The sequence below is a fragment of the Variovorax paradoxus genome (assembly GCF_030811855.1).
GTDB classification, from domain to species: domain Bacteria; phylum Pseudomonadota; class Gammaproteobacteria; order Burkholderiales; family Burkholderiaceae_C; genus Variovorax; species Variovorax paradoxus_L.
Window position 1 is genome coordinate 60,799 of sequence record NZ_JAUSRN010000013.1, and the last position, 24,345, is coordinate 85,143.

Annotated in this window: 17 protein-coding genes and 1 tRNA gene; 10 read left to right on the forward strand and 8 right to left on the reverse strand. The window is 64.9% G+C overall.

Features of this window, described 5'->3' with window-relative positions:
• Positions 1-20: 20 nt before the first annotated feature.
• The 4 genes from J2X92_RS22210 (at position 21) to J2X92_RS22225 (ending at position 4,534) form a co-directional block, all read left to right on the forward strand.
• On the forward strand, positions 21-1,172 hold the full coding sequence (locus J2X92_RS22210) for an AAA family ATPase (RefSeq protein WP_307578787.1): 1,152 nt from the start codon (positions 21-23) through the stop codon (positions 1,170-1,172).
• 68 nt (positions 1,173-1,240) lie between these two features.
• Positions 1,241-2,614: a CpaF family protein gene (locus tag J2X92_RS22215; protein WP_307578789.1), complete on the forward strand. Its 1,374-nt coding sequence runs from the start codon at positions 1,241-1,243 to the stop codon at positions 2,612-2,614.
• Positions 2,615-2,623: 9 nt separating this feature from the next.
• Positions 2,624-3,616 carry a type II secretion system F family protein gene (locus J2X92_RS22220; RefSeq protein ID WP_307578791.1) on the forward strand — a complete coding sequence of 331 codons (993 nt, stop codon included), beginning with the start codon at positions 2,624-2,626 and terminating at the stop codon, positions 3,614-3,616.
• 12 nt (positions 3,617-3,628) lie between these two features.
• Complete coding sequence (locus tag J2X92_RS22225; protein ID WP_307578793.1) at positions 3,629-4,534, forward strand: type II secretion system F family protein; 906 nt, start codon at positions 3,629-3,631, stop codon at positions 4,532-4,534.
• A gap of 45 nt (positions 4,535-4,579) precedes the next feature.
• On the opposite strand, the gene J2X92_RS22230 is transcribed toward J2X92_RS22225, so the two are convergent.
• The 4 genes from J2X92_RS22230 to J2X92_RS22245 all read right to left on the reverse strand — a co-directional run bounded on the left by J2X92_RS22230 (position 4,580) and on the right by J2X92_RS22245 (position 7,743).
• Positions 4,580-4,813 (reverse strand): response regulator transcription factor, encoded by a 234-nt coding sequence (locus J2X92_RS22230; protein ID WP_307578795.1) that lies wholly within the window; start codon positions 4,811-4,813, stop codon positions 4,580-4,582.
• Positions 4,814-4,942: 129 nt separating this feature from the next.
• On the reverse strand, positions 4,943-5,635 hold the full coding sequence (locus J2X92_RS22235; RefSeq protein WP_307578797.1) for a response regulator: 693 nt from the start codon (positions 5,633-5,635) through the stop codon (positions 4,943-4,945).
• Between the two features lie 20 nt (positions 5,636-5,655).
• Positions 5,656-7,347, reverse strand: coding sequence for a sensor histidine kinase (locus tag J2X92_RS22240; protein WP_307578799.1), 1,692 nt, complete (start codon positions 7,345-7,347; stop codon positions 5,656-5,658).
• 320 nt (positions 7,348-7,667) lie between these two features.
• Positions 7,668-7,743, reverse strand: a tRNA-Ala gene (locus J2X92_RS22245).
• Positions 7,744-7,832: 89 nt separating this feature from the next.
• Between J2X92_RS22245 and J2X92_RS22250 the strand changes: the two genes are divergently transcribed.
• Entirely contained in the window at positions 7,833-8,699 is an 867-nt protein-coding gene (locus J2X92_RS22250) for an alpha/beta hydrolase (protein ID WP_307578800.1), read from the forward strand.
• Positions 8,700-8,727: 28 nt separating this feature from the next.
• Here the strand turns inward: J2X92_RS22250 and J2X92_RS22255 are convergent, their stop codons facing one another.
• Positions 8,728-9,705 carry a GMP reductase gene (locus J2X92_RS22255; protein ID WP_055799393.1) on the reverse strand — a complete coding sequence of 326 codons (978 nt, stop codon included), beginning with the start codon at positions 9,703-9,705 and terminating at the stop codon, positions 8,728-8,730.
• A 205-nt stretch (positions 9,706-9,910) separates the two neighbouring features.
• On the opposite strand from J2X92_RS22255, the gene J2X92_RS22260 reads away from it, so the two are divergent.
• From J2X92_RS22260 to J2X92_RS22270, 3 genes are all read left to right on the forward strand, one after another.
• Positions 9,911-12,319 carry a UvrD-helicase domain-containing protein gene (locus tag J2X92_RS22260; RefSeq protein ID WP_307578802.1) on the forward strand — a complete coding sequence of 803 codons (2,409 nt, stop codon included), beginning with the start codon at positions 9,911-9,913 and terminating at the stop codon, positions 12,317-12,319.
• Between the two features lie 133 nt (positions 12,320-12,452).
• Entirely contained in the window at positions 12,453-16,253 is a 3,801-nt protein-coding gene (locus J2X92_RS22265; RefSeq protein ID WP_307578804.1) for a DUF2339 domain-containing protein, read from the forward strand.
• Complete coding sequence (locus J2X92_RS22270) at positions 16,250-17,782, forward strand: DUF3999 domain-containing protein (RefSeq protein ID WP_307578806.1); 1,533 nt, start codon at positions 16,250-16,252, stop codon at positions 17,780-17,782. Before J2X92_RS22265 ends, J2X92_RS22270 begins: the two co-directional genes overlap by 4 nt.
• An 18-nt stretch (positions 17,783-17,800) precedes the next feature.
• On the opposite strand, the gene J2X92_RS22275 is transcribed toward J2X92_RS22270, so the two are convergent.
• From J2X92_RS22275 to J2X92_RS22285, 3 genes are read right to left on the reverse strand one after another with little or no spacing between them, the layout of a single operon-like run.
• Positions 17,801-18,631: a BPSS1780 family membrane protein gene (locus J2X92_RS22275; RefSeq protein WP_307578809.1), complete on the reverse strand. Its 831-nt coding sequence runs from the start codon at positions 18,629-18,631 to the stop codon at positions 17,801-17,803.
• Positions 18,632-18,640: 9 nt separating this feature from the next.
• The gene (locus J2X92_RS22280; protein WP_307578811.1) at positions 18,641-19,687 is read right to left on the reverse strand and encodes a homoserine kinase; all 1,047 of its coding nucleotides are present in this window, start codon (positions 19,685-19,687) and stop codon (positions 18,641-18,643) included.
• Positions 19,688-19,730: 43 nt separating this feature from the next.
• Positions 19,731-20,099 carry a hypothetical protein gene (locus J2X92_RS22285; RefSeq protein WP_055799377.1) on the reverse strand — a complete coding sequence of 123 codons (369 nt, stop codon included), beginning with the start codon at positions 20,097-20,099 and terminating at the stop codon, positions 19,731-19,733.
• 98 nt (positions 20,100-20,197) lie between these two features.
• Here J2X92_RS22285 and polA point away from each other — a divergent pair, with 98 nt between their 5' ends.
• A complete protein-coding gene (gene polA, locus J2X92_RS22290) occupies positions 20,198-23,020 on the forward strand; it encodes a DNA polymerase I (RefSeq protein WP_307578814.1) in 2,823 nt (940 codons plus the stop codon).
• A 33-nt stretch (positions 23,021-23,053) separates the two neighbouring features.
• Positions 23,054-24,340: a M20/M25/M40 family metallo-hydrolase gene (locus J2X92_RS22295; RefSeq protein WP_307578817.1), complete on the forward strand. Its 1,287-nt coding sequence runs from the start codon at positions 23,054-23,056 to the stop codon at positions 24,338-24,340.
• Positions 24,341-24,345 lie beyond the last annotated feature (5 nt).

A 24,345-nucleotide genomic window follows, 5' to 3' on the forward strand; every position in this document is an offset into this window, starting at 1 on the left:
GAGACGAAACGGAACCTACCATGAAGATCTCCATCATCTCGCCCAACGCGGCCCACTTGCAAGAAATGCGCAAGGTGCTCGAGGCACGCTCCCACTCCGTATCGGTGTTCGAAGGAGGCAAAAGCCGCATGCAATGGGTTGTCGAAAAATCGGCGCCCGACCTGATGCTTGTGGACGGCATGTGCTGCGACCCCCAGGAACTGGAAATGGTGGAGCAGCTCACCATGCGGCACCCCGGCATTGCGGTGGTGCTGATGTGTGCCATGCAGACGCCCGAGTTCCTGATTCTCGCCATGCGCTCGGGCGTGCGCGAGGTGCTGCCTTCGCCACCCGGGCCCGCGGCCCTCGAGGCCGCCGTGGAGCGCATTGCCATCAAGATGGCCGGCACCCTGGCACGCGAGCCGGGGCAGGTGGTCGCATTCATGCCGTGCAAGGGCGGCAGCGGCGCGACTTTTCTTGCTACCAATATCGGGCACCAGCTGTCGATGCGGCGCTCGGTGCTTCTCATTGACTTGAACCTGCAGTTCGGCGATGCGCTTTCCTACGTGAGCGACCTGCGTCCGTCGTCCACGGTGGCCGATGTGGCCCGCGACATCGGGCGGCTGGATGCATCGCTGCTTGCCGCAAGCGCGGTGAAAGTGGCGCCGGGCTTCAGCATCCTTGCCGCGCCCGAGGATCTTTCGCGCGCGCTGGAGGTCAAGGCGGAGCACATCGACACCATTCTTCAGGTGGCCTCGACGCAGTACGACTTCGTGTTGTTTGACCTCGGCCTGCGCATGGATCCGCTCACCATCCGTGTGCTGGACCGTGCGGACCGCATCTTCCCAGTACTACAACCGAGCCTGCCGCACATCCGCAACGTGACCCGCCTCATGCAGGTGTTCAAGTCACTCGGCTATGCGGCCGGCAAGGTCGAACTGCTGGTCAACCGCAGCGCCGGAGGCACAGAGATTGGTCTGTCCGACATGCGCCGCTCGCTCGGCGGGGCCACGCTGGTCAGCGTGCCAGACGGCGGCAAGGACGTGGACGCTTCGATCAACCGCGGCGTGCCCTTGGCCGACATGTCTCGGGGGAGCCCGCTCTGCAAGCGGCTTGCGGAAATTTCCCACACGCTTAGTCCGCGTCCCAAGGAGGCGGCTGGCTTTATCGGCCGGCTTTTCCGCCGGGCCTGAGCGCTGGTCGTTCCCCTGCGAATCTTTTTCCTTCCCGATCCCTTCTTCCATAGCAAGGCAGGTTCCCCATGTCATTTCGAGAACAGCTCAATGCGATCGAAGCCGAGCCAGTCGCGCGCCCATCGGGGCTGCCCTCGGCCACTGGAGCGCTTTCATCCTTCGCTTCGGACGCCTACAAGCTCCTGAAAGAGCGAATGCACTTGAAGCTGCTGGACCGCTTCGACTTGGCGGCACTCGAAACTCTGAAGCCGGAGCTGCTGCGGCAGGAGATCTCCACCATGGTCACGCGGTTGCTGCAGGAAGAACCCGAAGCGCTGAACGACATCGAGCGGCGCACGCTGATACGCGACATTCAGCACGAGATGCTCGGCTTTGGCCCCATCGAACTGTTGATGGCGGACCCGACGGTTTCCGACATTTTGATCAACTCGCACGAACAGATTTACGTCGAACGCAAGGGCCGGCTTGAGCTGACGGACGTGAGCTTCACCGACGAGAAGCACCTGCTGCGCATCATTGACAAGATCGTATCGCTCGTCGGTCGGCGCATCGACGAATCCAGCCCCATGGTCGATGCCCGGCTGCCCGACGGATCGCGCGTCAACGCGGTGATTGCGCCGGTGGCGTTGGACGGACCGATGATGTCGATTCGCCGCTTCGCGAAGATTCCGCTGAAGATGGAAAATCTGGTGAACGACTTGAAGACGCTCACGCCGCAGATGGCGCAGATGCTTGAAGGGCTTTCCCAGGCAAAGGTCAACATGCTGATCTCCGGCGGTACTGGCGCGGGCAAGACGACGCTGTTGAACATCCTCTCGGGCTTCATCCCCGCGACCGAGCGCATCATCACCATCGAGGACGCGGCCGAGCTCCAGCTCCAGCAGCCGCACGTGGCGCGAATGGAAACGCGGCCGATGAACGTCGAGGGCAAAGGAGAGATCACGCAGCGTGCGCTGGTGCGCAACGCGTTGCGCATGCGGCCCGACCGCATCGTCATTGGCGAGGTGCGCGGCGCCGAGGCGGTGGACATGCTGCAAGCCATGAACACGGGCCACGAAGGATCGCTGACCACCATTCACGCCAACACGCCAAGGGATGCGCTGGCGCGGCTGGAGAACATGATCGGCATGGCCAACCTGAACCTGCCGCATCGCACCGTGCGCCAGCAGATCGCGTCGGCCATTACCGTGGTGATCCAGGTCCTGCGGATGATCGATGGTCGGCGCAAGGTCACCAGCATCCAGGAGATCACGGGCATGGAGGGGGAAGTCGTCACGATGCAGGAGATCTTTGCCTATCGCCAGACGGGCATGGGCCCCGATGGCCAGCTGCGTGGCTACTTTCATGCGACGGGCGTGCGTCCGAAATTCGTGGAACGGCTGCAGTCCTTTGGTGTGGTGTTGCCAGACACCATGTTTGATCCCGACAAGCACTACGAATAGGAGGCCATCATGTTCGACAACCTGATTGGCGACACCTTCATCATCCTGAGCGTGCTTGTTTTCGTCACGGTGCTGATGGTGCTCGAAGGCCTCTACTTGCTGTGGAACTCTTACCGCGGGGCAGATGCCAAGAAGATCGAAAAGCGGCTTCAGGCACTCTCGGCGGGCGGCGATCACGGCGCGCAGGCGCGACTCGTCAGAGACCGCATGCTGAGCGATACGCCATGGATGCAAGGCGTTCTGCTCAGGTTACCGCGGATGCATCTCCTGGATCGCTTCATCCTGCAAGCAGGGCTGGAGTGGACGGTGTCGCACGTCCTGCTTGCCTGCGCGCTGTCGAGCGTGCTCGTTTTCCTTGCAATGGTGTCTCTGGCAAATCAGCCCGTTTGGATTGCAGCCTTGAGCGGGGCCGCCGGCGCCGCCGTACCGCTGCTCTACCTAAGTTACCGGCGCGGCCGCCGCTTGGCTCAATTCGAAAGGCAGTTGCCAGACGCCCTGGACCTGGTGACACGCGCTCTGCGCGCAGGCCATTCGTTCGCAAGCAGCGTGCAGATGATTGGCGACGAAATGTCGGAGCCTATTGCCGGCGAGTTCCGCATGGTTGCCGATGAGGTCAACTTCGGGGTTTCGCTGCAGCAGGCGCTGACGAACTTGAGCGAACGCGTCCCGCTCACTGATCTGCGTTACTTCGTGGTGTCGGTACTGATCCAGCGCGATTCAGGTGGCAACCTGACAGAGGTGCTCGGCAACCTCAGCCGGCTCATCCGCGAACGCCTCAAACTTTTGGCACGGGTGCGGGTGCTGTCGGCCGAAGGGCGCCTTTCTGCCTGGATCCTGGGGCTGATGCCGTTTGCATTGGTCGTGCTCATGAACACGTTCAATCCGGAATTTATGTCCCCCCTGTGGACTGATCCCATTGGCATCACCGTCATCAAGTACATGACGGGACTGATGGCGATTGGCGTGGTAATGCTGCGCAAGATCGTGAAGATCCGTGTCTGAAGGAGAAATACCATGCTGTTTCCCGTACTCGTGTTCATTACCGTCTCCCTCGCAATTGGGGGCTTCGTGGTCTGGGTGCTGCCCACGCGCACCGAGCAGCGCCTGAGGGCAGTGGCCCCTTCAGCAGGCAAATCAGCCTGGGTCGAAACGGCCGTCAAGGTCGTCGGCCCGTTCGCCCAGTTGTCTTCGCCTACGGGCGACGGCGAGACGTCGCCGCTGCGCCTGCGCTTCCTGAATGCCGGCGTCCGCCACCCGGATGCGAGCCTCTTCTACTTCGGGCTGAAGACGCTGTTGCCTTTGGGTTTGGCTGGGTTGACATTCATGGCGATACGCGCGGCGGGGGCGGACGACGGGCTGACAACTTTATTGTGGTTGTCGGTCGCGGCGCTGGCCGGCTGCTACCTGCCGAATTTCGTGTTGCGCTTGATGATCAGAAACCGGCAACGCGAGATATTCGAGAACTTTCCGGACGCGGCCGACCTGATGCTGGTGTGCGTCGAGGCAGGCCTTGGTCTGGACGCCGGCTTAGTGAAGGTGACTGAGGAGATTCGTGTCAAGAGCGTGGCCCTGGCGCAGGAGCTGCACTGGACCAACCTTGAGATGCGTGCGGGCGCCACGCGCGAGATGTCGCTGCGCAACCTGGCCCTTCGCACCGGGGTGGAAGAGATTGGGACCTTCGCGACCATGCTGACTCAGGCGGACCGGTTCGGAACCAGCATCGGCGAATCGCTGCGGGTGTTTTCCGACGATCTTCGCCACAAGCGGCAGATGCGTGCGGAAGAGCTGGCCGCGAAGGTGCCCACCAAGATGCTGCTGCCGCTGGTGCTGTGCATCTTCCCTTGCATCTCCCTTGTCATTCTCACGCCGGCGGCAATTCGCGTGGTGCGTATCATCATGCCGATGCTCGCAGGCCAATAGCCGCAACAACTTGCAAAAGGGGGCGGCAGTGCCGCCCCCTTTCGTTCACTCCGGCACCACGTCTAGCTGGTACCAGATCGCGTAGATATACAGCTCGAGCCGCTTAGTGACACCCAGCTTCTGGTAGATCGAAGTGAGGTGATTGCGGAAGGTGTGCTCGGTCACGAACAGACGTGACGCGAGCGTCTTGTTCGGAGCAATGCTGGCCTCGACCACGGCACGAATCACGTGCCATTCCTTTTGCCTCAGGCTGGCCAGCTTGGCTTCCTCGGAATTCACCTTCGCAGGCTTCTAGGGTGAGGTCAGCTCGGAGAATACGCGGCCCATACCCAGCATTGGTGAATCGCAGCGTCTGTTCTCGGGCGATCTTCGACCTGAGCCGGGCAGTCAGCCCGGCCGCGTCACCTTTCAGTGCGGCACCACGTCCAGCTGGTGCTTGATCGCGTAGATATACAGCTCAAGCCGATTCGCCACACCCAGCTTCTGGTAGATCGAAGTAAGGTGATTGCGGAACGTGTGCTCGGTCACAAACAGCCGCGACGCAAGCGTCTTGTTCGGAGCACCGCTGCCCTCGACCACGGCACGAATGACGTGCCGTTCCTTTTGCGTCAGGCTGGCCAGCTTGGCTTCTTCGGGATTCGCCTTCACGGGCTTCTTGGGTGCGGTCAGTTCGGAGAACACGCGGCCCATGGCCTGTGCGTCGATGCACAGCTCGCCCTTATGGACGCGTTGAATCGCATCCAGGACCTGTTCCGCCGAAGCGTCCTTGCCCAGCACGCCCCTGGCACCGCGCAGCACGGCGAGGTCCAGCGTTTGCTGCCGGCGCTCTGCGGTGAGAACCAGGGCGCGCGAGATGTCGTTGGACAGCAGCTTAGGCAGGATGTCGAGCGAGCACTGCCCAGCCAAGTCGAGGTCGAGCACGATGACGTCGGGCACGTAATGCTCGGTGTGTTCCAGCGCCTGCTCGAAGCAGCTCGCGGTGGCGACCACCTTCATGCGTGGCTGCTCTCCATCGATCAGCCTCGACAACCCCCACAACATGGTCTGGTGGTCGTCGACCAGCATGACACCGATGGGATGATCCGCAGTGATGGGTTGCATGTCTGCCCCTTTTATCTTGTTCAGATAGGAATTTCGACCAGGACCGCGGTGGCGCCACCCATGCCTTGGGTAACCTCCGCGCTTCCCCCGAGTGCTGCCGCGCGTTCGCTGATCGAGCGCGGGCGGAAGTTCGAGAAACTCGTGCCGCAGGCCTCGTTCTCGATCCGGATCTGCAGCTTGCCGTCCGTGCAGCCAATGCGGATGCGGCCGCGATGGGCATGGGTGTGCTTGCAGATGTTGTTGAGTCCTTCGCGCACCAGTTGCAGCACTTCGGCTGTCATCCGGTCGTCAAGGTGAACGTCGCCATCGACGACGATCTGAATGTCGATGCCATAGAGCGTCTTGATGCGAGCGGCCTGGCGGTGCAGGTGCGGAAGAATGAATTCGCAGCGGCTGTCGGCGCCGTGCTTCACGGTACCGGCAAAGTGCCGCAGGTCTGCTACCACGCTCTCGGCCATGGCGGCCAACCTGTCCAGGTCGTCGATGAGCGGGTTGTCGGCGGCTGCCTTCTTGCGAAGCGCGCACAGCCCGAGCTTGAGTCCGATGTAAGGCTGGATCGCGGTGTCGTGCAGATCCAGCGAAAGCTTCAGGCGCTCTTTTGAGGCAGCCTCAGAGGCCATGCCGTCGAGCACCTTGATGGTCTCGATGACCGGAAAGACCTGGCTCATGAGGTGGTCCAGAAACAGCGCGTCCGACTTGCGGAACAGTCCGTCGTGGGAAGACACGTAGATCCGACCCTCTCCCTGGCGCATTGGCAGCGGTGCGGTCATGAAGCTGCGAGCCTCCAGCATGGCGGCCACGGCGGCGCTGCGCCGCAAGCCCTGCTCGTCCTGAGGATTCCAGCGGTGCGTACGAGGATCGCAGGCATGTCCGTGGACACGCACCAGGCTCATCAGCCAGGGCAGGCGGCTGCTTAGCACTACTTCCTCGGTACCCAGCGCCATCAGCGGCGACTCCGAAACGTTTTCGATCGTCTCGACATTGACGGATTCCCCCGTGTCGCTTTTCCCGAGCGAGCGCAGCACCCAGTTGCTGGTATCGGTGTCGCGCATCAGCAGGATGCAGTGGCTTGCATCGAAGAAGGCCAGCGATTTCTCCATCGTGCTGGCAATCGTGCGGTTGACGCCGAACCGCGGGTTCGACAGCCGGCTCACCTGGCTCAGCAGCGCAAGGCGCCGGCGCAATTCGACTTTCGAGCCGCCCCAGTGGCCGATCATGTGTCCAAGCGCCAGGAGGAACGTCGTGCGCATGAGCAGTTGCGGCGTATCAGTCCCGGTGCCAGTTCCCAACCCGCAGACGGCAAATGAAACCACCGAAGCCATGGTCATGCGGGCACCTTCTTCGTAGCCCCACCGGAACGACGAAGTGAGGATGGCGAAGAAGTAGAAGAGAAAGTAGAGGCTGCTGCCGCCGCCGGTCACCAAGACCATCAACGTGAACCACAAGATGTCTAGCCAGTGGATGGCCTTGCCCTGAAAATAGGGCTGGCCCGTTCGCGTGCAGATGTAAACACCGAGGCTGTAAGCCAGGAAGCCCGAGAAGACGAACCAGACAGTCCTGCCGATGTCCTCCTGCTCTAACTCGCCTGCGTCAACCCCGACCGCCAGCAGCGCAGAAACCGACAGCACCAACCGCATGCGCGCCACCATGAGCGCATCGGCGGTCAGGGTGGAGTCGGTCCCGCAATCCGGGTCGATGGAGGTGGCAGGCATCGCAGTTTTTCCGGTGCACGCTGAGGCTCATACCTCACCGGATGTCAAGAGGAACGAGACGCCCATACCCCTGGGAAGGGATCTGCGGGGCGTAACACCTTGGTTCACTTTTGCGCCAAAATTAATATTGTGAGGAATTCACATTACTACTTTTGTAGTCGAAAGCAATACTTTTTGTTAAAACCCTAGGTCAGTGTGTACTTTTGTTACCAATTGATGCGAAGTGCGAGAGTCGCCCGGTAGATGTATCTACCCGGGAATGCGGCCGAAAAAGGGCAAGAAAAAAGGGCTCGGATGAATCCGAGCCCTTGAATGGGTGATGGTGGAGAGGATGAGGATCGAACTCACGACCTCCGCATTGCGAACGCGGCGCTCTCCCAGCTGAGCTACCCCCCCAACACAGGTCGAATTTTAACCAGAACATGCTTCCCGGCGCAGGGGGCGTGACAAGATTCGCGCCTTCAAAAGGAAGGAGCAGAAACTGCATGGCCTCGTACGAACCCGCCTGGCTGGAAGGCATGTACAACAATCTTGCGCGGGTGAAGGACCATCCCGCGTACTTCGCCCGCTGGGCCGGCGATTCGGCAGCGGCGCGCGAGACGCTTTCCGGCCGGATCGATGTGCCCTACGGCCAGGGCGTGAACGAAACGCTCGACATCTTTCCCGCACCCGTGCCCGGCGCGCCGGTGCTGGTGTTCATTCACGGTGGCTACTGGCGCGCCTTCGACAAGCGAGACCATTCCTTCATTGCGCCCGCGTTCAACGACCGCGGCGTGTGCGTGGTGGTGCCCAACTACGCCCTGTGTCCCGGAACGGCGGAGCAGCCCGTGACCGTGCCAGACATCGTCATGCAGATGGTGCGCGCGCTCGAATGGACCTGGCGGAATGCCGCGAGCTTTGGTGCCGACCCCACGCGCATCACCGTGGCAGGGCACTCGGCCGGCGGCCACATGGCGGCGGCATTGCTCGCCTGCGCCTGGAAAGTAGTGTCGCCCGACCTGCCGGCGCAGCTGGTGCGCAATGCGCTGTCGATCTCCGGCCTCTACGACCTCCGGCCGCTGCAGCGCACGCCGTTCCTGGAGTCCGCGCTGAAGCTCACCGATGCGGACGCATTGCGCGCAAGTCCGGCGCTGTGGCCGGCACCTGCGCGGGGCCAGCTGCATGCTGTGGTGGGGGGCGACGAGAGCGACGAATTCATCCGCCAGAACACCTTGATCCGCGAGGCCTGGGGCCGCAACGCCGTGCCCGTGTGCGAGACTCTGGACGGCCTGAACCACTTCAGCGTCGTCGATGCGTTGGCCGACCCCGCCCACAGGCTGCACCGGCAGGCGGTCCAGCTGCTCGAAGCCTGATTTCACCCTGCGCCGGCCGAAGGGCCGCCTACATCAGCAAGTGTTCGCCCGCGTTGTCGCCGCCCAGCGTGACGTAGTTGACCTTGCGGATGTCCATCAGCGTGCGGCCGCCCGCGTAGCTGATGGAGCTCTGCACGTCCTGCTCCATCTCGACCAGCGTGTCGGCCAGCTTGCCCTTGATCGGCTCCAGGATGCGCTTGCCCTCGACGTGCTTGTATTCGCCCTTGTTGAAGTCGCTGGCGGAGCCGTAGTACTCCTTGAAGAGCGTGCCGTCGACTTCGACCGTGCGGCCCGGCGACTCCTCGTGCCCCGCGAAGAGCGAGCCGATCATCACCATCGAGGCGCCGAAGCGCACGCTCTTGGCAATGTCGCCATGGTCGCGAATACCGCCGTCGGCAATGATCGGCTTGGTGGCCACGCGTGCACACCACTTGAGCGCACTGAGCTGCCAGCCGCCGGTGCCGAAGCCGGTCTTGAGCTTGGTGATGCAGACCTTGCCCGGGCCAATGCCGACCTTGGTGGCGTCCGCGCCCCAGTTTTCCAGATCGATCACCGCTTCGGGCGTGCCCACGTTGCCGGCAATCACGAAGGAAGCCGGCAGCTTCTGCTTCAGGTAGCCGATCATGTTCTTCACGCTGTCGGCGTGGCCGTGCGCAATGTCGATGGTGATGTATTCGGGCACCAGGCCCTCGGCCGCCAGCTGGTCGACGGTGTCGTAATCGGGCTTCTTCACGCCCAGCGAAATCGAGGCGAACACGCCCTTGCCGTGCATCTCCCTGACGAACTTCACGTTGTCCAGATCGAAGCGGTGCATCACGTAGAAATAGCCGTTCTGCGCCAGCCAGAGGCAGATCGGCTCGTCGACCACCGTTTTCATGTTGGCCGGCACCACCGGCAGGCGGAAGCTGCGTGCGCCCAGCGTCACGCTGGCGTCGCACTCCGATCGGCTCTCCACGCGGCACTTGCGCGGCAGCAAAAGGATGTTGTCGTAATCGAAAATCTGCATGACCAGGCTCCTGGAAGGAATCGTTGAGGAAAACGAATGAGCGCTTGGTCCGGCCGGTTCCCGCGCCGTTTTCAGAAATGAAACGGGCACAAAAAACCGGACGCAAGAAACTTGGGCCCGGTGATTGATTTTACGCAGTCTGCCCGGGGCGGGTCTTCCGGTTCTTCGTATAACCCGCATACGGGTTGGTTTCTACAATCGACGGATGTTGTTTAACGAACCTGCGGCTGATGCCACCCCCTCGGAACTGCCTCTGCTGCAGAACCTGAACCCGGAGCAGCGCGCCGCGGTCACCCTGCCTGCGGGCAATGCACTCATCCTGGCCGGTGCCGGCTCGGGCAAGACGCGCGTGCTGACCACCCGCATCGCCTGGCTGCTGCAGACCGGCCAGGTCTCCGCCGGGGGCATTTTGGCAGTGACCTTCACCAACAAGGCCGCCAAGGAAATGATGACTCGGCTGACGGCGATGCTGCCCGTCAACGTGCGCGGCATGTGGATCGGCACCTTCCACGGCCTGTGCAACCGCCTTTTGCGCGCGCACTGGAAGCTGGCCAACCTGCCTTCCACCTTCCAGATTCTCGACACGCAAGACCAGCTCTCGGCCATCAAGCGGCTCATGAAGCAGTTCAACGTTGACGACGAACGCTTTCCGGCCAAGCAGACGCAGTGGTTCATTGCCGGCGCCAAGGAAGACGGCCTGCGCCCCAAAGACGTGGAGATCCGCACCGAGGACGACCGCAAGAAGGTCGAGCTGTACCAGCTCTACGAGGAGCAGTGCCAGCGTGAAGGCGTGGTCGATTTTGGCGAGCTCATGCTGCGCAGCTACGAACTGCTGCGCGACAACGACCCGGTGCGCGAGCACTACCAGCGGCGCTTCCGCCACATCCTGATCGACGAGTTCCAGGACACCAACCGCCTGCAGTACGCATGGATCAAGATGCTCTCGGGGGTCACCGCGGCCGGCCAGTTCACGCCAGGCCAGAGCAGCGTGATTGCCGTGGGCGACGACGACCAGAGCATCTACGCCTTTCGCGGCGCGCGCGTGGGCAACATGGCTGACTTCGTGCGCGAGTTCGACGTGCAGCACCAGATCAAGCTGGAGCAGAACTACCGCAGTTACAGCAACATCCTCGACTCCGCCAACGAGCTCATCAGCCATAACAAGAAGCGGCTGGGCAAGAACCTGCGCACCGACCAGGGCCCGGGCGAGCCGGTGCGTGTGTATGAATCGCCCACCGACCTGGCTGAGGCGCAGTGGATGGTCGAGGAAATGCGCCAGCTCGTGCGCGACGGCTTCGACCGCAAGGAAATGGCCGTGCTCTACCGCAGCAATGCGCAGAGCCGGGTGATCGAAACGGCACTCTTCAATGCCTCGGTACCCTACCGCGTGTACGGCGGGCTGCGCTTCTTCGAGCGTGCCGAAATCAAGCACGCGCTGGCCTATTTGCGCCTGCTCGAGAACAAGGACGACGACACCAGCTTTCTGCGCGTAGTCAATTTTCCGCCGCGAGGCATTGGCGCGCGCACGCTGGAGCAACTTCAGGACGCGGCGCGCGCGGCGGGGCGCTCGCTGCACGATGCGGTGAGCGTCGTCGGCGGCAAGGCCGGTGCCAACCTCACGGGCTTCGTTGCCAAGATCGACGTACTGCGCGAGCAGACGCAGGGCGTGAGCCTGCGCGAGATCATCGAGCTGGTGCTCGACCACAGCGGCCTCGTCGAGCACTACAAGGCCGACCGCGAAGGCGCCGACCGGATCGAGAATCTGGAAGAACTGGTGAACGCGGCCGAGAGCTTCGTCACGCAGGAAGGCTTCGGCCGCGATGCGGTGGCGCTGCCCATCGACGAACTGCGCCAGTCGCTTGCGAGCCAAGGCATCGACCCGAACCGTCCGCTGATGGACGAGCCGCTCGCGCCCGATGCCGAGACAGGCGAAACACTGAGCCCGCTGGCCGCCTTTCTCACGCATGCCGCACTCGAGTCGGGCGACAACCAGGCGCAGGCCGGGCAGGACGCGGTGCAGTTGATGACCGTTCACGCCGCCAAGGGCCTGGAGTTCGACTGCGTGTTCATCACCGGCATGGAAGAGGGCCTGTTCCCGCACGAGAACTCGATGAGCGATTTCGAAAGCCTCGAGGAAGAGCGCCGCCTGATGTATGTGGCAATCACGCGGGCGCGCAAGCGCCTGTACCTGAGCCATTCGCAAACCCGCATGCTGCACGGCCAGACCCGCTACAACGTGAAGAGCCGCTTCTTCGAAGAACTGCCCGAAGGCGCGCTCAAGTGGCTCACGCCGAAAAACCAGGCCTTCACGCCCTCGGCTTTCGGCTATGGCGGCGGCTATGCGAGCACGCGCGGCGGCGGTGGCGGCTACAGCGGCGGCGGCAGCAGCTACGGCGGCAACAAGGACACCTTTGCGAGCCCGCCGGTGCCGCCGCAGAAAACCGCGCCATCGCACGGCCTGCGCTCGGGCATGCAGGTGTTCCACAACAAGTTCGGCGAAGGCACGGTTCTGTCGCTGGAGGGCGCGGGAGACGATGCGCGCGCGCAAGTCAAGTTCGCGCGGCACGGCGTGAAGTGGCTCGCGCTGTCGGTCGCCAAGCTCACACCCGTGTGAGCGCTGCCATGCCGTGGGCAATTTTGCTATTAAACAAATAGCTTAGGCCGTAATAACCACGGGCGTTTCAGACGCTTCTTGGAGAGGCAATCGCCCGTACACTCCTTGCTCGCCAAAAATAAGGGGAGTTGGGATGTGGTTCCTTGGAATGATTGCCGGGCTCTTCATAGGGGCCCTGGCAGAGTCGCTTCCGGCAGCGCTGATCCTGGCGGTGGTCGGCGCATTTGCCTTGCCGAAGATCGTAGGCAAGAAAGCCCCGGCCCAGCCTGCACGCACCGAGGCTGAAAGCGCGGCGCCGTCTTCCACCAACGCTCCCACCAATGCCCCGGCCGGTGGCATGCTGAAGCTGCAGCAGCGCGTCGCCGAACTCGAACAGCGCGTGAGCTTGCTCGAACAGCGGCTGGGGCAAGGCGCGGCCGGTACTGCGAACGAACCCATGCCTTTGGCTGTACCTGTGCCTGCGCCGGCCAGGCCAGAGGTTCAGGCCGCGCAGCCTCTACCTATACCGGTACCTTTACCTGTACCCACGCCCATCGCGCGTCCGGCGGCAGCGGCTGCTGCGGCAGCGGCTGCTGCGGCTGCAGCGCACGTTCCTTTGCCGGCCGGAAGCCCCGCAGCCTCGAAGACTCTTCCCGAGCCCGCCGCACCCGTGGCCGCCAAGCCACCCATGGCAGTGCCCGCGCCGCCCCGGCGCCCGCCGCCTCCGCCACCACCCCCAGCGATTCCGCTCCGCGACCGCCTGCCGGCGCCGATCGCCAACCTGATCTTCGGCGGCAACATGCTGGTGAAGCTCGGTGTGCTGATCCTGTTCCTCGGGCTTGCCTTCCTGCTGCGCTATACGGCCGAGCGCGTCACCGTGCCGGTCGAGCTGCGCTATGCGGCGGTCGCGCTCGTGGGCGCGGGACTGCTGGCGCTGGGCTGGTTTCTGCGCCGCAAGCGCACCGGCTACGCGCTGATCCTGCAGGGCGCCGGCATCGGCGTCTTCTACCTGACGACGCTGGCTGCCATGAAGGTGCACGAACTGCTCCCGCCGACCGCGGGCTTCGTTTTCCTGTTCGGCGTGGCCGCGTTGAGCGCGGTGTTGGCGGTGCTGCAGAACGCGCCAGCACTGGCCATCGTGGCGGTGCTCGAGGGATTTGCGGCGCCGGTACTTGCGTCCACGGGCCAGAACCGGCCGGTGGGGCTCTTCACCTATCTGCTGGTGCTCGACGTCGGCATCGTGCTGGTCGCCTGGTTCAAGGCATGGCGTGTGCTGAACCTGATCGGCTTCGTCGGCACTTTCACGCTGGCCGCGGGCTGGGCGCACAAGTACTACACCGATGACCAATACGGCATCGTGCAGCCCTTCCTCCTGGTGTTCTTCCTGCTGTTCGTGACCATCGGCCTGCTGTTTGCGCGCCGTACGTTGTTCGATGCGCCCGTGCAGCCCGCACAGCCACTGGCCGCACGGGCACTCGACACCTTGCGCCGCGCCGGCCGAGTCGACAGCTCGCTGGTATTCGGCACGCCCATGGTCGCGTTCGGCATGCAGGTGCTGCTGATGCAGCCGTGGGAATACGGCGCCGCTTTCTCGGCGATGGCGCTCGCGGCCTTCTACCTGGCGCTGGGCCGGCTGGTTTTTGCCACGCAGCCGAAGGGCCTGGCGCTCCTGGCGGAGGCCTACGCGATCGTTGGCGTGATCTTCGGCACGCTCGCCATTCCGCTCGGCTTCGAAGGCCGATGGACGGGTGCGGCCTGGGCCGTTGAAGCGGCTGGCATGTACTGGCTGGGTGCGCGGCAGGGGCGCGTGTATGCGCGTGCCTTCTCTTTCCTGGTGTTTGCCGGCGCGGTGTGGAAGCTGCTCGAAGCCACAGAGCTCGACGCCGCCGCGGGACATCCGCTGCTGCAGGGCTCGGTGATCGGCCCGCTGCTGGTGGCGGTGAGCGCCTTTGCGATGTGGACCATTCACCGCCGCGCGAAGCTGGACGAGGGCAACGGCTGGGAAGCGCTGGTGGGCACGGCGTTGCCGTGGCTCGGCATGGGCGCGCTCACGCTGCTGTTGTGGCAGTGGTTCACGCCGCCGTGGGCGTCGGCTGCAACCGCGGTGCTGGCCTCTGCCACCTTTGCCGTCGCGGTGCGCTTCAAGCTGCGGCTGCTGACCTTCGTGACATATGGAATGCAGGCGCTGTCGGTCGCTGGTTTCATCACCACGCTGCATCGCGTCGCCGATGTCCGTGCCAACAACGAGGTGCTTGCAGCCGGCTGGCAGGGCGCAGTGGCGGCGAGCCTGATCGCGCTCAGCCTGCTCGGCAGCGCCGCCTGGTCGATGCTGCAGGCGCACCGCGCCGCATTGGCACGCGGCATCCAGCCGGTGTGGTCAGCGGGCAATGCCGTCGCAGTGATCGCCGGTGTGAGCCTGCTGCATCTCGCGATGCTGTTCCAGGTGAGCCTTGCGCAAGCTGCGTTGCTGTGGCCGCTCACGGCCACGGTCGTGCTCTGGGTGGCGCTGCGCATGGCGCACAAGCCGCTCGCGGGGCTGGCGGGCGTACTGCAGGTCATTTCGGCGTTGCTCTATGCCTTTCGCCAGATCTGGATCTATTACGGCAACAATCCGCCGCCGGCATTTGCGCACTTGGGTTTCTGGACGCCGGTGGTGCTGGGGCTCGCGGCCTTGCTGGCCGGCGCCTGGATCAGCGGCGAGGCATGGCGGCGCGCCACCGAAGGCACCACCACGGCCAAGCGCATGCGCTGGATCAATGACTGGTGCGCCACTCCGGTCGTGCTGTGGGCGCCCGTGATCTGGGGCTTGGCCTGGTGGCTTTTCGCCTGGCTGGATGAATCCGGCGAGGTGCTGCGCCGCAACGGGCTGGCCGGCCATGTGGCCGCGGCTGCCATGGCGATCGTGCTCGTGACCTCTGTCCTCTCGGCGGTCGTCGCGCACCGGCGCGGCTGGCCGCAGCTGGGGCGTGCCACCCTGGCCACCTTGCCGGGCATGGTGCTGATTGCCGCCCATGGCTCTGCGTTGGCGGCGCCGGGGGTGTACGTTCCATCGAGCGCGCTGGGCTGGATCGCCTGGCCGCTCGCGCTGCTTTGGCACCTGCGGCTCCTGCATGCGCAGAAGCGCTGGCTGGCACCGTCGGCACTGGCGCCCTTGCATGTGGCGGGCTTCTGGTTCTTCGTGCTGCTGGCAGCGCGCGAATGCCAATGGCAGCTCGGGCGCGTGGGCGCGGAATGGTCGAGCTGGCAACTGCTGGGCTGGGCCATCGTGCCGGCGGTTGCGCTGTGGATGCTGCGTTCGCGCGCGTTGCTGCAGCGTTGGCCGGTTTCCGAGTACCGCACCACGTACCTCGAAGTCGCGGCCATGCCGGTGGCGGCCTACCTGCTTGCATGGGTCTGGGTCACCAATGCCACCAGTCCCGGCAATGCGTCGCCGCTACCCTACGTGCCGCTGCTGAATCCGCTGGAGCTTGCGCAATGGCTGGTGCTCTTCGCGCTGGTGCTCTGGTGGCGTGCCTTGCCAGAGGCATCGTTCGCGCGGGTGCAGCCCATGGTTGCGAAGGGCGTGCTCGGCCTAACCGGCCTCGCGCTGCTGACCGGCATGGTGCTGCGAAGCTGCCACCACTATGCGGGCGTCGAGTGGCGCTTCGACGCGCTCTACGCCTCGTGGCTCACGCAGGCGGCGCTCTCCATCACCTGGGCGGTCTGCGGCGTGGTCGCAATGGTGCTGGGCCACGGACGCGGGGTGCGCACGCTCTGGGTCGGCGGTGCCGCGCTGCTCGGCGTTGTGGTGCTGAAATTGTTCTTCGTCGAATTGGCAGACCGAGGCGGGTTGTTCCGCATCGTGTCGTTCATTGCGGTGGGTGCATTGCTGCTGCTGGTGGGCTATTTCGCCCCGGTGCCGCCAACGCGCAAGGAAATGGAGAAAGATGTGTTGCCCGAAGGAGGTGTCGCGTGAAGCAGGGTGTGAAGGCATTGCGCCGCACGGTGTGCGTTCGTCTGGCCGCGATTGTGGCCGTGGGTTGGCTCGGTCTGGCCGGGGCGCAGCCCCCGACCACCGCGACGGCGCCCATCGCCTTGCAAGGCAACGGCCCCTACTACCGGCTCGCGCTGCCGCTCGGCGTCTACGCCCATGCTGCATACGGCGATCTGCGGGATCTGCGTGTGCGCAATTCCGCCGGCAACCCCGTCCCCTATGCGTGGCTGCGCAACGAGGCCGCCGCGCCGCATTTCACGTCCAAGGAGGTGCCGATCTTCGCGTTGCCGGCGATTGCTCCGGGCACCGCCGACTCGGCCGAGGATGCATCGCTGGGCTTCAAGGTGCGGCCCGACGGTTCGCTGGCCCTGGCCGGCAAGCCGGCGCGCAAGCCGGGCGAAGCGGCGCAGTGGCTGATCGATGCGAGTCAGCTTAAAGGCGGCCTGCTGCAGGCGCGCTTCGACGTGGCGCCGGCAGCGCGCGGCCTGTTCGCCTTCAGGCTCGAAGCCAGCGACGACCTGCGGCATTGGCGGCCGGTCGGCGGCGAAGAGCAGCTGGTGCGGCTGGCGCACGCCGGCCAGACTATCGAGCGCCTCGCGATCGACCTGGGCGGTGTGCATGCGCGCTTCCTGCGCCTGCGCTGGAGCGACCCGCAAAACGGCGCGCCGCTGACCGGTGTTGCCATCGACAGCGTCCAAGAGGTCGAGCCCGTGGCACCGCTCCAATGGACGGGCGCGCTCAAGCCCGAGCGTTGCGGCACCGACCATTGCGACTACGCGCTGCCGCGCGGCCTTCCGGTGGAAAGCCTTCGTGTCGACCTGGCCGACGTCAACACGCTGGCGCAGGTCGGCATCTCGGGCCTGCTTGTGGCCACGCCGGCGGCAGCCGAGCCCGCATACGTTCCACGCAATCCGCTGTATGCACTGCGGCACCAGCAACGCCGGCCGGCGCCTGCTGCAAGCAGCCCCGGTGAAGTGCCGCTGCTCGACACGGTGGTGTACCGCCTTGCGCAAGGGGCCGGCGAAGCGCGTTCGCCGTTGCTGGCGCTCGACGGCAGGAGCTATTCGCACCTGCGGCTGCGCACGGCAGGCCCGGTAAGCGTGCTGGGCCCCACGCCGCCGACGATTACGGTGGGCGCCACGCCGCGCACGCTGGTTTTCCTGGCGCAGGGTGCCGCGCCGTTCTCACTGACCTGGAATGCGGCGCCCGAAAACAATGTGGTTCAAGGCAGTTCTCCGGGGGCCGCGCTGCCGCTGGCCACGCTGTTGCCGGGCTATTCGCCCAGCAAGCCCGTGGCGGCCGGAGAAGCCTCCGTCACCCTGCCACCGGCGCCGGTGGCCGCCGTCGAAGCGGTGGTGGCTGCAGCCGCGCAATTGCCCGTTCCAGTGCAGCCCGACCCCTTCCGAAAATGGTGGCTGTGGGGCGCGCTGTTTGTGGGCCTGCTGCTGCTGGCCGGCATGGCTTGGTCGCTTTTCGCGAGCCTGCGCAAGGACCGGGCGCTGGCCGATTGACCGTCGGCCGCGGCGCCTTCAGTTCGGATCGAAGCTGTCGCGGAAGGTGAACCAGGTCGAGCTCATCGACATGGCCGCGAGCACCAGCGCCATGCCGACGATCAGCACATTGCCGATGGCCGCCGCGCCGGCACCGCCGCCCACCGCGCCAAAACCGATCACCACGGTGGCGATCAGGCCGATGCCGATGCCGGCGATGAGGAACACGCCGAGCCACGCCAGGCCGAACAGCGCATAGGCGCCAAAGTTGCGAAACAGCGCGACCACGCTGAAGAACACGCTCTTCACCGGCTCCACGCGGTGCCAGTGCACCAGCGCAGGCGCATGCCACATGGCGAGCGAGAGCGGCAGATTCAGGCACATCAGGAGCATGCGTGCCACCTGGAAGTCGCTACTCGCCATCACCTCGGGCGTCAGCGCCTCGTCGAGCAGGTAGGCCTTGGCAAGCTGGCCGCCGTCGACGAACGTGGTCAGCAGCACGGCCACCACGAAATACAGCGCGGAGATCACGCCGAGTTTGACCAGCGAGCGCCACTCGGCGCGCATGGCGCCGGCCACGGCAACGAACATGGCAGAGCCCGTTGGGCGCTGGGCGTGCCCTTCGGTGCCAATGCCTTCGGCGTTGTCGGTGTACGCCACCGACGTGGCCACCATCAGGCCCAGCGTCATGAAGGGCAGCAGCACCGGCGCCAGCACGCTGCCGACGAGCGGCAGCAGCGACACCGTCGAGATCAGCGCCATCAGCAGGAAGAAGAGCGAGATGAAGGCGAGCGGCTGCCGCCAGAAAGTCTTGAGCCCGAGGCGGACCCATTCAGCGCCGGTTCGCGCCGGCACGAGGTGGAGTTTCATTTTTTGAGGTCAGGCGGCCAGCGGTTCGAGCGACTGCGCCATGGCGTGCGGATGGGCGGCGCGCTCGCGCAGCACGCGCTCGAAGTGCGCCGGGTCGTGCGGCTTCAGCATGCTGGCTTCGCGCGGCAGGTGGAAGTCCCAGAGGCGCGAAATCCAGAAGCGCAGCGCCGCGGCGCGCAGCATGGCGGGCAGCAGGGCGCGCTCGGCGGCGTTCAGCGGGCGCACGTTTTCGTAGGCCGACAGCAGCGCGTCGGCGCGTTCAGCGTCGTGCTGTCCGGTCGCAAGGTCGATGGCCCAGTCGTTCAGGCACACGGCCAGATCGAACAGCCAGGTGTCGGTGCCCGCAAAGTAGAAGTCGAACACGCCGGTCAGGCGGGGTGCCGCGCCGGCGTTTTCGCCGGTGGCGAACATCACGTTGTCGCGGAACATGTCGGCATGCACCGGCCCGCGCGGCAGCGCCGCATAAGCTGACGACTCGGCCACGTGGTTCTGGTAGGCCAGTTCGGCGCGCAGCAGCCCGGCCTGCGATTCGTCCACGTAGGGCAGCACCACCGTCACGGTGTCGTTCCACCACGCCAGCCCGCGCAGGTTGGGCTGGATGCGCGGAAAGTCACGCGCAGCGATGTGCATGCGCGCCAGCAGGGCGCCCAGCTCGGTGCAATGGGCGGCGCCCGGTGCGAGCTCGCTTCGGCCCGAGAGCCGCTGCACCAGCGCGGCCGGCTTGCCTGCCACCTTGAGCAGCAGTTCGCACGGGGCATTGGCGGGAACGGTCAGTGCATGGCCCGAAGGCGGCTGGATGGCCGGATCGGCAACGGGCTCCGGCACCGGCAGGCCGCGGCCCGCCAGGTACTTCATGAGACAAAGGTAGTAGGGAAGCTGCTCGGCGCCCAGGCGCTCGAACAGCGTCAGCACGAACTCGCCGCTCTCGGTGGTCGCGAAGTAATTCGTGTTCTCGATGCCACCTTCGATGCCGCGAAGCTCGCGAAGGGGACCCAAGCCCAGGCGCTGCACGAGCGCGTCGGCCTCGCCGAAATCGACTTCGGTAAAAACTGCCATGGCGGTGCTCAGCGTGTCGCTGCGGATTGAATGCGCGGCACGGTCAGAACTTCATCACGTTCCAGACCCGGGCGCCGTTGCCGTTCGAGTTGGCCTCGCCGGAACCCGTTCGCGCGCCTGGATCGTTCGGCCGCACTTCGTAGCCCGGCACGTTGGCCTTGGGCTTCACGTTGATGCTCTGCGTGCGGCCACCGTAGCGCACCTCGTCGACCGAGGCGCCGCTGTCTTCCGTGTGGATGTGCTCGACCTTCTGGTTGCGGCGTCCTTCGGCCTGCTGCTCCTGATTTTGTAGCGGTGCGGGCGGCGCAGAGGCTCCGGCGGGCGCGGGTTGCGCCTGGACGGCGGCAAAAGGGGCGGCAAAGGCCAGCGCCAGCAGGATGCGGCGGGCGACCAGGAGTGTGGGGCTAGGCATGCAAGGATTGTAGGCTCCGGCCCGCCTCTGGCGTGTCGGCGGGCGGCGCTTGCCGGCGTGGTTCGGGAGCTCGGTCCGGGCACGGCAAAATGGGCCCGATGACCGACAAGAAAACGCTGCTGCTCGTCGATGGCTCGAGCTATCTTTACCGCGCCTTCCATGCCATGCCCGACCTTCGGGCCGTGCCCGGCGATCCGAAAAGCCCCGCGACAGGCGCCATCCGCGGAATGATCAACATGATGACCGCGCTGCGCCGCGAGGTCCGCGCCGACTACGCGGCCTGCATCTTCGACGCGCCGGGCAAGACCTTCCGCGACGACCTGTACCCCGAATACAAGGCCAACCGCTCGCCCATGCCCGACGATCTGCGCAGCCAGATCGAACCCATCCTCGAGGTGGTGAAGCTGATGGGTTGGCCGGTACTCTGCGTGCCCGACGTCGAGGCCGACGACGTGATCGGCACGCTGGCCAGAACGGCGGCGCAGCAGGGCGTCGAGGTCATCGTCTCCAGTGGCGACAAGGACCTGAGTCAGCTGGTGGACGAGCACATCACGATCATCGACACCATGAACGGCAAGCGGCGCGACGTGGCGGGGGTGACGGCTGAATTCGGCGTGCCGCCCAATTTGATGATTGACTACCAGACGCTGGTTGGCGATGCGGTCGACAATGTGCCCGGCGTCGAGAAGGTCGGCCCGAAGACAGCAGCCAAATGGCTGCTCGAATACGGTTCGCTCGACGCGCTGATCGAACGCGCCGCCGAGGTGAAAGGCCAGGCTGGCGAGAACCTGCGCAAGGCACTCGACAAGCTGCCCTTGAGCAAGAATCTCGTCACTATCCGCACCGACTGCAATCTGGCCGAACACGTCACCGGCCTGCCCTCGCTCGAAGGCCTGCCGGTCGGTGCGCCGAACACCGCCGAGCTCAAGCCCTTCTACGAGAAGTTCGGCTTCAAGAGCCTGGTCAAGTCGCTCGAAGCCATGGAAGTGCCGCCCGAGCTGATCGAGGAAAACATCAAGAAGCAGCTGGCCCGCGGCGGCGCGGCGAGCAGCGACCAGGCGGGCTTGTTCGACGACTCGACCAATCTCGGCGCGATCGAGGCAGCATCTCCCGCGAGCAACCTGGAATACGAGACCCTCACGACCTGGGAGCAGTTCGACGCCTGGCTCGCGAAGATCGAGGCCGCCGAGCTGGCCGCCATCGACACCGAGACCACTTCGCTCGATGAAATGGTCGCGCAGATCGTCGGCCTGAGCTTCAGCGTCGAGCCCGGCGCAGCGGCTTACATTCCGCTTGCGCACAACTACGCCGACGCGCCCGCCCAGCTGCCCATCGACGAAGTGCTGGCCAAGCTCAAGCCCTGGCTCGAAAACCCCGAGAAGAAAAAGCTCGGCCAACACATCAAGTACGACCGCCACGTGTTTGCCAACCACGGCATCGAGGTGCAGGGCTATGCGCACGACACCATGCTGCAGAGCTACGTGCTCGAGGCGCACCGGCCGCACGGCCTGGCAAGCCTGGCCGAACGGCACCTGGGCCGCAGCGGCATCTCGTACGAAGACCTGTGCGGCAAGGGCGCGCACCAGATCCCGTTCAGCCAGGTCGAGATCGCCAAGGCAGCCGAGTATTCGTGCGAGGACAGCGACCAGACGCTCGACGTCCACCTGGCGCTGTGGCCGCAGATCGAGCGCGACGAGAAGCTGCGCTTCATCTACCAGCTCGAGATGGATTCGAGCGAGGCGCTCTATCGCGTCGAACGCAACGGCGTGATGATCGACGCGCCCACGCTCGCGGCGCAAAGCCACGAACTCGGCACGCGCATCATGGCGCTCGAGCAGGAGGCCTACGAGCTGGCCGGCCAGCCGTTCAACCTGGGGTCGCCCAAGCAGATCGGCGAGGTGTTCTTCACCAAACTGGGCCTGCCGGTGGTCAAGAAGACGCCGAGCGGCGCACCGAGCACGGACGAAGAAGTGCTCGAAAAACTGGCGGAGGATTTCCCGCTGCCGGCCAAGATCCTGGAGCACCGCGGCCTGTCCAAGCTCAAGGGCACCTACACCGACAAGCTCGGCCAGCTGGCCAATCCGCGCACCGGCCGCGTCCACACGCACTATGCGCAGGCGGTGGCGGTCACGGGCCGTCTGTCGAGCAACGACCCCAACCTGCAGAACATTCCGATCCGCACGCCCGAGGGGCGCCGTGTGCGCGAAGCCTTCATTGCGCCGCCCGGCAGCGTGATTGCGAGCGCCGACTACTCGCAGATCGAGCTGCGCATCATGGCGCACATCAGCGGCGACGAGTCGCTGCTGCGTGCCTTCCGCGAAGGCATCGACGTGCACCGCGCCACCGCGGCCGAAGTGTTCGGCTCCACGCCCGACCAGGTGTCGAGCGAGCAGCGCCGCTATGCGAAGGTGATCAACTTCGGGCTCATCTACGGCATGAGCAGCTTCGGCCTCGCGCGCAACCTGGGCATCGAGACCAAGGCCGCTGCCTCCTACATCGAGCGCTACTTCGCGCGCTACCCGGGCGTAAAGGCGTACATGGACGAGACCAAGGCGCTCGCAAAAGAAAAGGGCTATGTCGAGACCGTGTTCGGACGGCGCCTGTACCTGCCCGAGATCAACTCACCGAACGGTCCGCGCCGCGGCGGTGCCGAGCGCGCGGCCATCAATGCTCCGATGCAAGGCACGGCAGCCGACCTGATCAAGCTGAGCATGATCAAGGTACAGAACGTGCTTGACGACGAGAATCGCGCCACCAAGATGATCATGCAGGTGCACGACGAACTTGTGTTCGAAGTGCCCGAGGCCGAGGTCGAGTGGGTGCGCACCGAAATTCCGCGCCTGATGGCCAGCGTGGCCGAACTCAAGGTGCCGCTCTTGGCCGAGATCGGTATCGGTCCCAACTGGGACAAGGCGCACTGACCCCCCGTCCGACCAAGAAGGAAGAACAAGCCCATGAATATCCAGCCTCGCAACTTCCTGCTCGCCGCCGTCTGCGCCGCATGGCTCGGCAGCGCTTTTGCCGCGCCCGATGCGCGCATCGCCACGCTCGCCGCCAAGGAAAAGCCCGCGCTTCTCGAAACGCTGAAGGAGCTGGTCTCGATCGAATCCGGCAGCCGCGATCTTGAAGGCCTGGAGAAAATCTCCGACCTCATTGCCGCCAAGTTCAAGGCCATGGGAGGCGAGGTCGAGCTCATCGATCCGAGCGCCGATGCCTACCGCATGGAAGACACCCCCGAGAAGATCGGCCGTGTCGTGCGCGCCACCTTCAAGGGCACGGGCAAGAAGAAGATCATGCTCATCGCGCACATGGACACGGTCTACACCGTGGGCATGCTCAACAAGCAGCCGTTCCGCGTCGAAGGCGACAAGGCCTACGGCCTGGGCATTGCCGACGACAAGCAGGGCGTCGCGGTCATCACGCACACGGTCGCGATGCTGCAGGCACTCAAGTTCAAGGATTACGGCACGCTCACCGTGCTGATCAACGGCGACGAGGAAATCAGCTCGCCGGGTTCGCGCACGCTCATCACGCGGCTGGGCGGAGAGCACGACGCGGTGCTGTCGTTCGAGGGCTCATCGGTCAAGGAAGACAAGCTCTCGCTCGCCACTGCGGGCATTGCCTCGGTCACGCTGAACGTCACGGGCAAGGCCTCGCATGCGGGTTCGGCACCGGAGCAGGGCGTGAACGCGCTCTACGAGCTCTCGCACCAGATCCTGCAGATGCGCGACCTGTCCGACCCGGCCACGGGGCTCAAGATGAACTGGACCATTTCGAAGTCGGGCAGCAACCGCAACGTGATTCCAGCCAGCGCCGCCGCGGGCGCCGACGTGCGCGTGCTCAAGGTGAGCGACTACGACCGCATCGAGCAGCAGGTGCAGGAGCGCGTGAAGAAGCAGCTGATTCCGGAGGCCAAGGTCGAGATGAAGTTCGAGCGCCGCCGTCCGCCGCTCGAGGCCACCGATGCCTCGCGCGCGCTGGCCAAGCACGCGCAGCAAATCTACAAGGACGAGCTCGGCAAGCCGCTGGGCGCGGACGACGCGGTGGCCGGCGGCGGCACCGATGCCGCCTTTGCCGCGCTCAAGACCAAGGCGCCGGTGGTCGAGCGCTTTGGCCTGCAGGGCTTTGGCGCGCATTCGGCCGACGCCGAATACGTGCTGGTCGACTCCATCGAGCCGAGGCTCTATCTTGCAACCCGCATGGTGATGGATCTCTCCCGCAACAAGCTCCCTGGCAACTGACCCGG